The sequence below is a fragment of the Streptomyces sp. NPDC029836 genome (assembly GCF_055574495.1).
In genome coordinates this window covers 376,596-389,688 of record NZ_JBVHZI010000005.1, presented here as the reverse complement: position 1 = coordinate 389,688, position 13,093 = coordinate 376,596, and the positions used below count along the sequence as shown (strand labels likewise).

At 72.7% G+C, this 13,093-nt stretch carries 11 protein-coding genes and 1 riboswitch; of the genes, 6 read left to right on the top strand and 5 right to left on the bottom strand.

Translation table 11 applies throughout. The annotated features are described in order from the left end of the window. The first annotated feature begins 81 nt into the window (after nucleotides 1-81). From ACZ4XJ_RS18270 to ACZ4XJ_RS18250, 5 genes are all read left to right on the top strand, one after another. Nucleotides 82-2,334, top strand: coding sequence for a carbon starvation CstA family protein (locus ACZ4XJ_RS18270; protein WP_468496731.1), 2,253 nt, complete (start codon nucleotides 82-84; stop codon nucleotides 2,332-2,334). 14 nt (nucleotides 2,335-2,348) lie between these two features. Continuing rightward, a complete protein-coding gene (locus tag ACZ4XJ_RS18265; RefSeq protein ID WP_362880747.1) occupies nucleotides 2,349-2,546 on the top strand; it encodes a YbdD/YjiX family protein in 198 nt (65 codons plus the stop codon). 91 nt (nucleotides 2,547-2,637) lie between these two features. After that, nucleotides 2,638-3,150 carry a GNAT family N-acetyltransferase gene (locus tag ACZ4XJ_RS18260; protein WP_362880705.1) on the top strand — a complete coding sequence of 171 codons (513 nt, stop codon included), beginning with the start codon at nucleotides 2,638-2,640 and terminating at the stop codon, nucleotides 3,148-3,150. A gap of 51 nt (nucleotides 3,151-3,201) precedes the next feature. Next, nucleotides 3,202-3,325: riboswitch (cobalamin riboswitch) on the top strand. 163 nt (nucleotides 3,326-3,488) lie between these two features. After that, on the top strand, nucleotides 3,489-5,894 hold the full coding sequence (locus ACZ4XJ_RS18255; protein ID WP_468496730.1) for a ribonucleoside-diphosphate reductase subunit alpha: 2,406 nt from the start codon (nucleotides 3,489-3,491) through the stop codon (nucleotides 5,892-5,894). Beyond that, entirely contained in the window at nucleotides 5,891-6,910 is a 1,020-nt protein-coding gene (locus ACZ4XJ_RS18250) for a ribonucleotide-diphosphate reductase subunit beta (RefSeq protein WP_362880708.1), read from the top strand. Before ACZ4XJ_RS18255 ends, ACZ4XJ_RS18250 begins: the two co-directional genes overlap by 4 nt. A gap of 96 nt (nucleotides 6,911-7,006) precedes the next feature. Here ACZ4XJ_RS18250 and ACZ4XJ_RS18245 read toward each other — a convergent pair whose 3' ends face one another. Continuing rightward, nucleotides 7,007-7,231: a hypothetical protein gene (locus ACZ4XJ_RS18245; protein ID WP_468496729.1), complete on the bottom strand. Its 225-nt coding sequence runs from the start codon at nucleotides 7,229-7,231 to the stop codon at nucleotides 7,007-7,009. Nucleotides 7,232-7,312: 81 nt separating this feature from the next. Here ACZ4XJ_RS18245 and ACZ4XJ_RS18240 point away from each other — a divergent pair, with 81 nt between their 5' ends. Next, nucleotides 7,313-8,281, top strand: a complete 969-nt coding sequence (locus tag ACZ4XJ_RS18240; protein ID WP_468496728.1) for a helix-turn-helix domain-containing protein — start codon at nucleotides 7,313-7,315, stop codon at nucleotides 8,279-8,281. Between the two features lie 101 nt (nucleotides 8,282-8,382). Here ACZ4XJ_RS18240 and def read toward each other — a convergent pair whose 3' ends face one another. From def to ACZ4XJ_RS18220, 4 genes are all read right to left on the bottom strand, one after another. Further along, nucleotides 8,383-9,018 carry a peptide deformylase gene (gene def, locus ACZ4XJ_RS18235; protein WP_362880711.1) on the bottom strand — a complete coding sequence of 212 codons (636 nt, stop codon included), beginning with the start codon at nucleotides 9,016-9,018 and terminating at the stop codon, nucleotides 8,383-8,385. A gap of 68 nt (nucleotides 9,019-9,086) precedes the next feature. Beyond that, the gene (locus ACZ4XJ_RS18230) at nucleotides 9,087-10,082 is read right to left on the bottom strand and encodes a tetratricopeptide repeat protein (protein WP_362880713.1); all 996 of its coding nucleotides are present in this window, start codon (nucleotides 10,080-10,082) and stop codon (nucleotides 9,087-9,089) included. Nucleotides 10,083-10,186: 104 nt separating this feature from the next. Then, on the bottom strand, nucleotides 10,187-11,491 hold the full coding sequence (locus ACZ4XJ_RS18225) for an HD-GYP domain-containing protein (RefSeq protein ID WP_362880714.1): 1,305 nt from the start codon (nucleotides 11,489-11,491) through the stop codon (nucleotides 10,187-10,189). Further along, nucleotides 11,488-13,008 carry an HD-GYP domain-containing protein gene (locus ACZ4XJ_RS18220; protein WP_468496727.1) on the bottom strand — a complete coding sequence of 507 codons (1,521 nt, stop codon included), beginning with the start codon at nucleotides 13,006-13,008 and terminating at the stop codon, nucleotides 11,488-11,490. The genes ACZ4XJ_RS18225 and ACZ4XJ_RS18220 overlap by 4 nt, the downstream gene beginning before the upstream one ends. Between the last annotated feature and the right edge of the window lie 85 nt (nucleotides 13,009-13,093).

The following is a 13,093-nucleotide window of genomic DNA, read 5'->3' as shown; positions in this document are numbered from 1 at the left end:
CGGACGGGGGCTTACGTCCAGCGGTCAAGCCCCCGTAGATTCCCTGCGCTTCAGCAGATGATCGACGAGGGGACGAGGATCATGCCGGAACCGGACGCAACAGGGACAGACCGGACTCCACCACCGGGAGGTGCGGCGAGCCCGGGCGGCAGGCCCGACTCGCCCTCTCCGTCGGGCCGCCTCTCCCCTCAGCAAATCGCCGTGTGGGCGCTCGTGGCCCTGATCGGAGCCATCGGCTGGGGCGTGCTGGCCCTCTCGCGGGGCGAGGAGATCTCGGCCGCCTGGCTGCTCGCGGCCGCGCTGGGCTCGTACGCCATCGGCTACCGCTTCTACGCGCGCTTCATCTCGCGGCGCGTCCTGAGGGTCGACAAGACCCGGGCCACCCCCGCCGAACGCCTCGACAACGGTGTCGACTTCCATCCCACCGACCGTCGGGTGCTCTTCGGCCACCACTTCGCGGCCGTCGCCGGCGCGGGTCCGCTCGTCGGTCCCGTGCTCGCCGCGCAGATGGGCTACCTGCCGGGCACCATCTGGATCGTCGTCGGCGTCATCTTCGCCGGCGCCGTCCAGGACATGGTGACGCTGTTCTTCTCCACTCGCCGCGACGGCCGTTCGCTCGGCCAGATGGCCCGGGACGAGATAGGGCCGGTGGGCGGAGCCGCCGCCCTGGTCGCCGTGTTCGCCATCATGATCATCCTGCTGGCGGTGCTGGCCCTCGTCATCGTCAACGCCCTGGCGCACTCCCCCTGGGGCGTCTTCTCCATCGGCATGACCATCCCGATCGCCCTCTTCATGGGCGTGTACCTGCGCGTGCTGCGGCCGGGCCGGGTCACCGAGGTCTCCGCCATCGGCGTCGCGCTGCTGCTGCTCGCCATCGTCGCGGGCGGTTGGGTCGCCGAGTCCTCCTGGGCGGACACCTTCACCCTGGAGAAGGAGACGCTGGTCGTCTGGATGATCGCCTACGGCTTCGTCGCCTCGGTGCTGCCGGTGTGGTTGCTGCTCGCGCCCCGCGACTACCTGTCCACCTTCATGAAGGTCGGCACGATCGCGCTCATGGCGCTGGGCGTGGTCATCGCGATGCCGACGCTGCAGATGCCCTCGGTCACCGACTTCGCGGCACGGGGTGACGGACCGGTGTTCGCCGGCTCGATGTTCCCCTTCGTCTTCATCACCATCGCGTGCGGGGCCCTGTCCGGCTTCCACTCCCTGGTCGCCTCCGGCACCACCCCGAAGATGATCCAGAAGGAGACCCAGGTCCGGGTCATCGGCTACGGCGCCATGCTCACAGAGTCGTTCGTCGCCATCATGGCCGTCATCGCCGCCTGCATCATCGAGCCCGGCCTCTTCTTCGCCGTGAACTCGCCCCCCGGCGTCATCGGCACCACGGTCGAGACCGCCTCCGCGGCCGTCTCCAACTTCGGCTTCGCCATCAGCCCGGACGCCCTCGCGCAGGCCGCGAAGGACGTGGAGGAGAGCAGCCTGCTCTCCCGTACGGGTGGCGCGCCGACCTTCGCACTCGGAATGTCGGAGATCTTCTCGGCCGTCATAGGCGGCGCCGGCATGAAGGCGTTCTGGTACCACTTCGCCATCATGTTCGAGGCCCTGTTCATCCTGACCACGGTCGACGCGGGCACCCGCGTGGGCCGGTTCATGCTCCAGGACACCCTCGGCAACGTGAACAAGTCCTTCAAGGACGTCAGCTGGAAGCCGGGCGTGTGGCTCGCGAGCGCCGTCGTCGTCGGCGGCTGGGGCTACTTCCTGTGGGTCGGCGTCAAGGACCCGCTGGGCGGCATCAACCAGCTGTTCCCGCTGTTCGGCATCGCGAACCAGCTGCTCGCGGCGGTCGCGCTGGCCGTCTGCACGACCCTGCTGGTGAAGTCCGGGCGACTGAAGTGGGCCTGGGTCACCGGGGTCCCGCTGGCGTGGGACGTGGCCGTCACCCTCACCGCCAGCTACCAGAAGATCTTCTCCGAGGACGTCAAGGTCGGCTTCTTCGCCCAGCGCGACAAGTACCAGACGGGCATCGACGCCGACAAGGTGCTGCCGCCCGCCAAGACCATGGACGAGATGCACACCGTGGTCACCAACGCCACGGTCGACGGCGTCCTGTCGGTGCTGTTCGCGGTCCTCATCATCATCGTGCTGGTGGACGCGGGCCGGACCTGCTTCAGGGCGATCGCCCACCCCGAGTCGGTCCGCCTCTCCGAGGTCCCGTGGTCCGAGTCGAAGATCGTCGCCCCGGCCGGGCTCATCGCCACGGCCGAGGAGAAGGCCGAACTGGCGGCGGCCGGCCTCGACAGCGGCGGCGGCAAGGTCAAGGAGCCCGTCGCGTGAACACCGCGCGCGCGGTGGGCGGACTGCGGGAGGCGCTGGCGAAGGCCCGGTACTACGTACGGGAGTTCTCCGGCGAGGCGGCGTACGACCGCTACGTCGCCCACGCCCGGGCCCACGACCCGCAGGCCGGGGTCATGACCCGCCGCGCCTTCGAACGGGCCCGCACCGACGCCCGCGAGGCGGACCCCCGCGAGGGCTTCCGCTGCTGCTGAGCACCCCTGGGAAGGGCCCCGCCACCCCCGGCGGGGCCCTTCCGCGTGAGCGGGTCGCCCGGGCCCCGCGTCCGTCCCGCACACTCGACGCATGGACATGACGATCAGGGCGGCGCTCCCCGCCGAGTACGAAGAGTTGGGCGACATCACCGCGCTGGCCTACCTCGGGGACGGTCTGCTCGACGGCAACCCCGACGGCTCCTACGAGCGCGCGCTGCGCGACGTCGCCGGCCGCGCCGGGGAGGGCGAGGTGCTCGTCGCCGTGCTCGACGGGCGCCTGCTGGGCGGTGTGACGTTCGCCCCGCCGGGCAGCCCGCTCGCCGACATAGCCGGCCCCGGCGAGGCCGAGTTCCGGATGCTCGCGGTGGCCGCCGCCGGCCGGGGCAAGGGCGCCGGCGAGGCCCTCGTACGGGCCTGCGCCGAGCGGGCCAGGTCCCTTCCCGGAGTGACCCGGCTGGTGCTGTCCACCCAGCCGCAGATGCCGGCCGCGCACCGGCTGTACGGCCGGCTGGGCTTCGTCCGCACCCCCACCCGGGACTGGTCCCCGATGCCCACGGTGCCGCTGATCACCTACGCCCTGGAGCTGTACGCACCCGAGCAGTAGCCACCCCGACACAACATGTGGGGGCTACCGCAACGGGCCGCCCCCACATGTATGCTCATGCCTGCTGTCGCCGCAGGGGAATCCGGTGCGAATCCGGAACTGTCCCGCAACGGTATGAAGTGCACCCATTGGTGCGTCCGCAAGTCCGAGGACCTGCCGACAGCGCGCCCGGCTCGACCGAACCGGGTGCCGACACGTCCGGGCCTCGCGGTTGGGCCGGTGGACGCCACGCGGTGCACGTACCGCCTGCCCTGTCCGGGCCGGTGCGTGGCCTTCCCGCGTGCGCCCGCTCTCCCCGCCCCGTCGAAGACCGGGCCGAGTGAGGGAGAGCTCCCCCCGTGACCATCGCGCCCGCCGCACCGCGCGCCGAGTCCGCCCAGTCCGCCAACGAGGCCGCGCTCGCGCCCGAGGGCCCGGGGACCGCACTGCTGCGCACCCTCACCGAACTCACCGCCGACCTGCCCGACACGGACCCCGGCCGGGTCGCCGCCGCCGCCCTGCGCGGCCGCAGCTCCGTCGCCGACGAGGCCGAACTGCGCGGGCTGGCCACCGAGGCCGCGGCCGGTCTGATCTCCGAGGACCCGGCGTACTCCCGCCTCGCCGCCCGGCTGTTGACCCTCGCCGTCGCCGACGAGGCCGCGGGCCAGGGCTCCTCCTCGTTCGCCGGGTCCGTCGCCGTCGGCCACCGCGAGGGCCTGATCGCCGACCGCACGGCCGCGTTCGTCGCGGCCCACGCCGCCCGGCTGAACTCGCTGGTCGAGCACGCCCTCGCCGAGGGCGCCGACGACCGCTTCGGCTTCTTCGGCCTGCGCACCCTGCACAGCCGCTACCTGCTGCGCCACCCGATCACCCGCCAGGTCATCGAGACCCCGCAGTACTTCATGCTGCGCGTCGCCTGCGGTCTCGCCGCGGACGACAGCGTCCAGGCCGTCGAGGAAGTGGCCTCGCTCTACCGGCTGATGAGCCGCCTCGACTACCTGCCGTCCTCCCCCACGCTCTTCAACTCCGGCACCCGGCACCCGCAGATGTCCTCCTGCTACCTGCTGGACTCCCCGCTGGACGAGCTGGACTCGATCTACGACCGCTACCACCAGGTCGCCCGCCTGTCCAAGCACGCCGGCGGCATCGGCCTGTCGTACTCCCGCATCCGCGCCCGCGGTTCCCTGATCCGCGGCACCAACGGCCACTCCAACGGCATCGTCCCGTTCCTGAAGACCCTCGACGCCTCCGTCGCCGCGGTGAACCAGGGCGGCCGGCGCAAGGGCGCCGCCGCCGTCTACCTGGAGACCTGGCACGCGGACATCGAGGAGTTCCTGGAGCTGCGCGACAACACCGGTGAGGACCAGCGCCGCACGCACAACCTGAACCTCGCGCACTGGGTGCCGGACGAGTTCATGCGCCGGGTGAACTCCGACGGCCAGTGGTCGCTGTTCTCCCCCGCCGACGTCCCCGAACTCGTGGACCTGTGGGGCGACGCCTTCGACGCCGCCTACCGCAAGGCCGAGGCGGACGGCCTGGCCCGCAAGACCATGCCCGCCCGCGACCTGTACGGCCGGATGATGCGCACCCTCGCGCAGACCGGCCAGGGCTGGATGACCTTCAAGGACGCCTCCAACCGCACGGCGAACCAGACCGCCGAGCCGGGCTCGGTCGTCCACTCCTCGAACCTGTGCACCGAGATCATCGAGGTCACCGACGACGGCGAGACGGCCGTCTGCAACCTCGGCTCGATCAACATGGGCGCCTTCGTCGTGCGGGGGGCCGACGGCGGGGAGATCGACTGGGAGCGCCTGGACGAGACCGTCCGCACGGCCGTGACCTTCCTCGACCGCGTGGTGGACATCAACTTCTACCCGACCGAGCAGGCCGGGCGCTCCAACGCCCGCTGGCGTCCGGTGGGTCTGGGCGCGATGGGCCTCCAGGACGTCTTCTTTCAGCTGAAGCTGCCCTTCGACTCCCCCGAGGCGAAGGCGCTGTCCACGAAGCTCTCCGAGCGCATCATGCTCGCCGCGTACGAGGCCTCCTGCGACCTCGCCGAGCGCAGCGGCCCGCTCCCGGCCTGGGAGAAGACCCGTACCGCCCGCGGTGTCCTGCACCCGGACCACTACGACGTCGAGCTGAACTGGCCCGAGCGCTGGGACGCCCTGCGCGCCCGCGTCGCGAAGACCGGCATGCGCAACTCGCTGCTCCTGGCCATCGCGCCCACGGCGACGATCGCCTCGATCGCGGGCGTGTACGAATGCATCGAGCCGCAGGTCTCCAACCTTTTCAAGCGCGAGACCCTCAGCGGTGAGTTCCTCCAGGTCAACGCGTACCTGGTGAGCGAGCTGAAGCGGCTCGGCGTGTGGGACGCGCAGACCCGCGAGGCGCTGCGCGAGTCCAGCGGCTCCGTGCAGGGCTTCGGCTGGATCCCGGCCGAGGTGCGCGAGCTGTACCGGACCGCGTGGGAGATCCCGCAGCGCGGGCTGATCGACATGGCGGCCGCCCGTACGCCGTTCCTCGACCAGTCCCAGTCGCTGAACCTGTTCCTGGAGACGCCGACCATCGGCAAGCTCAGCTCGATGTACTCGTACGCCTGGAAGCAGGGCCTGAAGACCACGTACTACCTGCGCTCGCGCCCGGCAACGAAGATCGCCCGCGCCGCGCAGGCCGCCGCCCCCGCGGCGCTCCCGCAGGCCGTGACCGACGCGGAGGCGCTGGCCTGCTCCCTTGAGAACCCCGAATCGTGCGAGGCCTGCCAGTGAGCACCACCGACAAGAAGAAGAACCTGCTGGACCCGGGCTTCGAGCTGACGCTCCGCCCGATGCGCTACCCGGACTTCTACGAGCGCTACCGGGACGCGATCAAGAACACCTGGACCGTCGAGGAGGTCGACCTCCACTCGGACGTCGCGGACCTCGCGAAGCTGACGCCCGGTGAGCAGCACATGATCGGCCGGCTGGTCGCGTTCTTCGCGACGGGCGACTCGATCGTCTCGAACAACCTCGTGCTGACGCTGTACAAGCACATCAACTCCCCGGAGGCGCGGCTGTACCTGTCGCGCCAGCTGTTCGAGGAGGCCGTGCACGTCCAGTTCTACCTGACGCTGCTCGACACCTACCTGCCCGACCCGGACGACCGCGCCGCCGCGTTCGACGCGGTCGAGGAGATCCCCTCGATCCGCGAGAAGGCGCAGTTCTGCTTCAAGTGGATCAACGAGGTCGAGAAGCTGGACCAGTTGGAGACGCGGGCCGACCGCCGTCGTTTCCTGCTGAACCTGATCTGCTTCGCGGCGTGCATCGAGGGCCTGTTCTTCTACGGCGCCTTCGCGTACGTGTACTGGTTCCGTTCGCGGGGCCTGCTGCACGGTCTGGCGACGGGCACCAACTGGGTGTTCCGCGACGAGACGATGCACATGAACTTCGCCTTCGAGGTCGTGGACACCGTCCGCAAGGAGGAGCCGGAGCTCTTCGACGACGCCCTCCAGCAGCAGGTCACCGACATGCTGAAGGAGGCCGTGGAGGCGGAGCTGCAGTTCGGTCGTGACCTGTGCGGCGACGGTCTGCCGGGCATGAACACCGAGTCGATGCGCGAGTACCTGGAGTGCGTCGCGGACCAGCGTCTGGTGCGCCTCGGGTTCCCCGCGGTGTACGGCTCGCAGAACCCGTTCTCGTTCATGGAGCTCCAGGGCGTCCAGGAGCTGACGAACTTCTTCGAGCGCCGCCCGTCGGCCTACCAGGTCGCGGTCGAGGGCACGGTCGACCTGGACGAGGACTTCTAGTACGGCCGCGCACCCCCGCTGTGACGGGAGCCGGGACGCGAGGCGATCGCGTCCCGGCTCCTTCGCGTTCCGGGGCGGGGAGGGCGTCGGCGGCGCTCAGTGGGCGAGGCGCCCCCGGCGCCGGACGAGGGGCCGTCGGCCGGGCCGGACCGGGGCCGGTGTCCGTCCGCCCGCCTTCTGGCGCGGCAGCCACACGACCCGGTGCTCCACGGCCCGCAGCTGCTGGTCGACGCGCCGCTCGCGCAGAACCCCGTACAGGCTGGGGGCGAGGAGCAGGGCGGCGACGGCGAGGACGGCGAGGTAGCTCAGGAACGTGTTCATGTCTCCACTGTCACCCCGTCGATGGAACCCGGCCAGTGGCAGGACTGTCATCGAAGAGCGAATTACTGCCACACTGGGGCCATGCTGAGGAATGTGGCGGTGGCGCTCGTCGACGAGGTGGCGCCCTTCGAGTTCGGGATCTTCTGCGAGGTCTTCGGGATCGACCGGAGCGAGCAGGGAATGCCGGTGTACGACTTCGCCGTGTGCGCAGCCGAGGAGGGCCCGCTGACCATGGCGGACGTGGGTTTCGCCATCGCGCCGCGGTACGGGTTGGAGCGGCTGGAGGAGGCCGACCTGATCTGCCTGCCCGCCGACCGGAAGGCGGCCGTACGGGAGTACCCCGAGCGCTTCCTCGACGCCCTGCGACGGGCCGTGGACCGGGGGGCGCGGGTGCTCAGCGTGTGCAGCGGGGCCTTCGTCCTGGGAGCGGCCGGGCTGCTGGACGGGCGCCGCTGCACCACGCACTGGATGCACGCCCCCGCGCTGACGCGCCGCTTCCCGCGCGCCCTGGTCGACCCGGACGTGCTCTACGTCGACGAGGGGCCGGTGATCACGGCCGCCGGTACCGCTTCGGGCATCGACGCCTGTCTGCACGTGCTGCGCCAGGAGCACGGCGCCGAGGTCGCCAACACGATCGCGCGGCGGATGGTCGTACCGCCGCACCGCGACGGCGGTCAGGCGCAGTTCATCCGGAGACCGCTGCCCCGCACCTCCTGCGACACGGTCGGCGAGGTGCTCGGCTGGATGGCCCGCCACCTCGCGGAGGAGATCACCGTCGAGCAGCTCGCGGAGCGCGCGCACATGTCCCCGCGCACCTTCGCCCGCCGCTTCCAGCAGGAGACGGGCACCACCCCGTACCAGTGGGTGCTGCGCCAGCGGGTGCTGCTCGCGCAGGAGCTGCTGGAGTCCTCCGACGAGACCGTCGACGCGATCGCCGGCCGCAGCGGCTTCGGCAACGCGGCCGCCCTGCGCCACCACTTCCTGCGCACCCTCGGCACCACCCCGAACGCCTTCCGCCGCGCCTTCCGGGGGCCGCGCGCGGTGGCCTGAGCGACGGCGGCCCGACCGGCGGTGCCGGGCGCGGCCGTCCCACGACGAGGGCCCCGCGCCGGCATCCGGTGCGGGGCCCTCACGGCCGAACGGGGCGCGGATCAGTCGTTCGGGACGACCTCGTAGCGCGGGGTGTTCTCCGCCATCTGGCGCAGGGCGTCCTTGCGGTCGCGCTTGGAGAGCCGGTCGATGTACAGGTACCCGTACAGGTGGTCGGTCTCGTGCTGGAGGCAGCGGGCGAAGTAGCCGGTACCACGGACCTTGATCGGGTTGCCCCGCGCGTCCTGGCCGGTCACCTCGGCGTAGTCCGGGCGGGCCAGCGCGGCGTAGGCGGTCGGGACGGACAGGCAGCCCTCGTTCGAGTCGTCCAGCACGCGGCCCGCGGCCGGCAGCTCGACGAGCTTCGGGTTGACGACGACACCGGTGTGGCGCTTGCCGTCGTCGTCCGGGCAGTCGTAGATGAAGACCTTCGCGTCCACGCCGATCTGGTTCGCGGCCAGGCCCACGCCCTCGGCGGTCTTCTGGCTGGCGAACATGTCGTCGATGAGCTGAGCCAGTTCCTCGCCGAACTCGGTGACGTCCTTGCACTCCCGGTGCAGCACCGGGTTGCCGACCACCGTGATCGGGCGGGACGTGCCCCGCTCGCGGTGGGCGAGCTCGCGCGCCTCACAGTCCTCGGTGTCCACGACCCAGCCCTCGTCGTCGACCGGGACCACCTGGTTCTCCTGCTGCGCCATGTCCGCCGTACGCCTTCCGTAGATTCGCCCGAGCCACCGATGTGACCGGTACAGCCTACGGCCCGCACTCAGCAGACTTCTTCGAGATCCCGCCACTCCCGGCTGTCCGGACTGTCGGCCACCCAGCCGTCCAGGAGCCCGCGCACCAGGCCGGCCGGCGCGGCGATGCCGCATTCGCGCTCGGGCACCCACAGCGGACCGGAGCCCGCCGTGCGGTGGCCCAGCGGGCCGGGGTGACCGGGCTCGCTGTGGTCGTGCGGGTCCAGGTGGTCGCCGGCGGCCTCGCCGCTCGGCATCGCGCTCTCCGAACACGTCCGGCACAGCAGCCGCACCGACGAGGACCAGTCCTCGGCGGCGAAGCCCGCGTCCGAGGCCAGCTGCTCCAACGCGTTGCGGTCGGCCTCGGTGGCCGCTTCGAGCAGCACCACCCAGGTCGGCACCGGCGAGGGCGCCCACAGCTCGATCTCGTCGAAGACGGGGTACGAGGGCCCGGCCGCGGTGACCCGCTCGCCGTGCGGGACCCCGTCGTGCAGGACGACTTCGCCCCAGCGCCGCCCCGAGGAGGGCAGCGGGATCGAGAGGACCTCCATCCGGGCCGGATCGAGCCTGCGGCCCCACACGACCTCGGCCTCGCCCTCGGGCGACAGCCGCACCGCGGCGCTGCCCAGCTCCATGCCGACGGGCTCGCCGGTCCCCGCGCTGCTGTGCGGGTCCCCGGGCACCTTCAGCCCGTACGCCTGCCAGGCCCGGCGGGCCAGCGGCCAGTCCTGGAGCGCGGTCGCGGCGATGCCGACGTTCCACCAGTCCGGGGCGCCCGCCTCACGGTCCAGGAGCGCCACCGCCCGCAGCCCCGCGGCCCGTGCCTGCTCCCAGTCGTGGCGGAACTTGTGCAGCAGGGCCAGGTTGAACCAGGACTCCGACAACCAGGGCTCCAGGTCCGCCGCTCTGGTCAGGAGCGCGCCCGCGTCCTCGTACCGCCCGTCACCGATCAGCGTGAACGCGCGGTCGGTGGCTTGCCGCCACGAGGCGGAGGGCCGATGCCGTACCTTCCCGAAGATCCTCACGATTCCCGCCTGCCGGTCCAACGGTGCAGCCTTGCGGACACCCTCACGGACACTCCTACTGCATCCAACCATGCCCGCTCGGACGCCCGCTCATTACCCATGGGTTACCCCGGTGGAACGGAAACGACTCGGCTCCGCCCGCCCCTGGCCAGAACCCGGGCCAAGGACTCCACGACTCCGGGCTCGTACTCGTGCCCGGTGCCCAGCCGCAGCCGCTCCAGGGCCGCGAGGGAGCCGCCCGGGTGACGGGCCCCGCCGGCGAGGTCGTCGTACGCGTTCACCGCGCGCACGATGCGGGCGGCGACGGGCTGGTCCCGGTACGGGTCCGCCTGCCGCTCCACGATCACCGCCACCTCGGCGGGGACCCCCGTGCGACGGGCCACCTCGCCACCGAGTTCGGCGATCCGGCGGGCCTCGGCGGCGGGCAGCTCGGCGGTGGCGCCCGAGGGCACCGGGTCGACGAGGGACAGCTGACCGATGTCGTGCATCAGGGCGGCGTACTCCAGCACGGTCAGCTCCCGCTCCGAGAGGCCGAGCTCCCGGCCGACCGAGCGGCTCAGCGCGGCCACCCGGCGCGCGTGGCCGGGCGGGGTGTACCCGGCGATCTCGGTGGCCCGGGCCAGCGAGGTGATCGTCTGCCGGTAGGTGGTGCGGACGGCCGTGATCCGGTGGAAGGACATTTGGGTGAGCAGCAGCGGCACGCTGAACACGGGCAGCGCCCACAGGCCCGCCACGGCCGCGCCGAGGGCCATGACCACCCCGGACGCGCAGATCGCCGAGCCGATGCCGAGCTGGGCGCGCAGCTCGTCGCGCAGCACCGGTCCGTACGGCCAGCCGGTGCGGGCGGCCGCCAGGGCGGCGGCGAGCACGGCGTCGCACAGCGCGGTGAGGCCGAGCAGGAACAACAGGAAAGCGACGAGGTACGGGCCCTGCCCGATCCACTCCTCCAGTCGCCCGGAGTTGTAGAGCGGCTGGAAGCAGACGGCGGCGAAGGCGACGGTGAGCACCCGGCGGGCCACGTGGTCCAGGGCCGGCCCGCGACCGCGGGCCACGTGCGGAACGATCCCGACGAGGGCCGCCGCGACGACGACGGTGACGGTCTGGAGGGCCCCGTGGTGGGTGGAGTGGCCGCCGTTCTGGCCGAGCAGGGCGTAGGCGAGCGCGCCGGCGGAGCCCAACGGCGCCGGGTGCCGGTCGCGCGCCGGCGGCGGCCCGGCCGGTTCACCGCCCCCGCCGGCGCGCGGGGCGGGGCCGGGGTGCCGGCGGGCCAGTTCGCCGACCGTGATGAGGACGGCGAAGGCGAGGGCGACGCCGGGGTCGGCGACGCCGCTCCACAGGGTGTGGGCGAGTCCGGCCAGGGCCACCAGGGCGGCGGCCGCGCGGATCACCCGTACGCCGGCGGCCCTCACCGCACGCCCCGACCGCCGGCGCCGTCGCCGGGCCCGGCCGCCCCGGGCCGGGCCCCCCGCGCCCCGGAATCCCCGGCGCCGGTCCCGACGTCCGGCCGCGGCGGGCCGCCCTCGCGGCCCTGCGGCGGCAGCCCGGGGGCGGCGGCGGGGCCGATGACCTGGAGGTCGTCGTCGGAGGTGACCACCGGATGCCAGCCGTGCCGGCCGATGGCGCCCACCAGGGCCTCGACCATCGCCGGGTCGAACTGGGAGCCCGCGCACCGCTCCAGCTCGGCCAGGGCGACCGGCACCGGGCGGGCCCGGCTGTAGGAACGGGTCGAGGTCATCGCGTCGAAGGAGTCGGCCACCGCCACCACCCGGGCCAGCACCGGGATCTGTTCCCCGTTCAGCCCGTACGGGTAGCCCGTGCCGTCGACCCGTTCGTGGTGGTGCAGGATCGCCGACCGGGCCTCCCCGAGGAAGGCGATGCCGCGCACCATCTCGTGCCCGTACTCCGGGTGCAGCTCGATGACGCGGCGCTCCTCGGGGGTCAGTGGTCCGTCCTTGCGCAGCAGTCGGGTGGGGACGCCGAGCTTGCCGACGTCGTGCAGGATCCCGGCGATGCGGACGGTCTCCAGCCGGTCCCCGGCCATGCCCAGCTCCCGGGCGATCATCGCGGAGGCCTGCCCGACCCGCTCGCTGTGACCGCGGGTGTAGCGGTCCTTGATGTCGACGGCCTGGACGAGGGCCCGGATCGTGGCCTGGTGGGCGGCGTGCTCGCGGTGGTACTGGGCGAAGACCCAGCAGGAGATGTACATCGGCAGCAGGACGAGCAGCGCGGCCGGGAGCCCGTACGGGCTGTGCCACATGACGGCCATCATCAGTCCGGCGAGGCCGTGGACGCAGTGCGGCAGGAGGGAGCGGGTGAGCAGGCCGCGCCAGGCGGCGCCGGCGGGGCGGCGCTCGGCGGCGGCGAGGACGATCCCGTCGAGGGCGGTCAGGACGAGGCAGAAGGCGACGGCGGCGGCCGTCGCGGGGAGCATCGCGTACGGGAAGTCGGCCGGCCACCCGGCCGGGTCGCCGGCGCCTCCGGCGCCGCTCGGGGATCCGGAGCCCCCGCCGCCCGAGCCGGCCGCGGCCCCCAGCGCCCGGCGGCCGCCGAGGAGTCCGAAGAGCCGGCCGGCGACCCAGGCGGCCAGCGCCTGCTGGGCGGCGTGCCACACCCGCCGCACCCCGACGGGCCGCTCGACCACCAGCTGCGCGAGTCCCCCGGGCACGGCCACGAGCGCGGCGGCGGCGGGCGGCAGCAGGAACACCGCGGCCAGCACGACGGGGAAGAAGGAGCCGATGCCCTCGGGGACCCGGTGTCCCGGCAGGGGGCAGATCCGGACGAGTTCGCAGCCGAGGTAGAGCGCGGCCGCCGGCGCGACCACGTCCCACGGCGTGGCGGCGTCCGTCACGGCCGGGGCGACACAGGCGAGGGCGGCGAGGACCGCGGACAGGACGCAGACGCGGGCGGCCGGCGGTAGTACCCGCATGGCGCTCTCCTCCCCCGTGACGCACAGGCCGGGTACCGGAATCACATCGGTACCGGGAGGGGAGAATAGGGCGGCCTCCGAACGG

Excerpts from the sequence above, each read along its gene's own strand:
- ACZ4XJ_RS18245 (WP_468496729.1), bottom strand. The coding sequence starts at position 7,231 with ATGAACACGTTCCTGAGCTACCTCGCCGTCCTCGCCGTCGCCGCCCTG.
- ACZ4XJ_RS18270 (WP_468496731.1), top strand. The coding sequence starts at position 82 with ATGCCGGAACCGGACGCAACAGGGACAGACCGGACTCCACCACCGGGA.
- def (WP_362880711.1), bottom strand. The coding sequence starts at position 9,018 with ATGGCGCAGCAGGAGAACCAGGTGGTCCCGGTCGACGACGAGGGCTGG.
- ACZ4XJ_RS18220 (WP_468496727.1), bottom strand. The coding sequence starts at position 13,008 with ATGCGGGTACTACCGCCGGCCGCCCGCGTCTGCGTCCTGTCCGCGGTC.
- ACZ4XJ_RS18260 (WP_362880705.1), top strand. The coding sequence starts at position 2,638 with ATGGACATGACGATCAGGGCGGCGCTCCCCGCCGAGTACGAAGAGTTG.
- ACZ4XJ_RS18240 (WP_468496728.1), top strand. The coding sequence starts at position 7,313 with ATGCTGAGGAATGTGGCGGTGGCGCTCGTCGACGAGGTGGCGCCCTTC.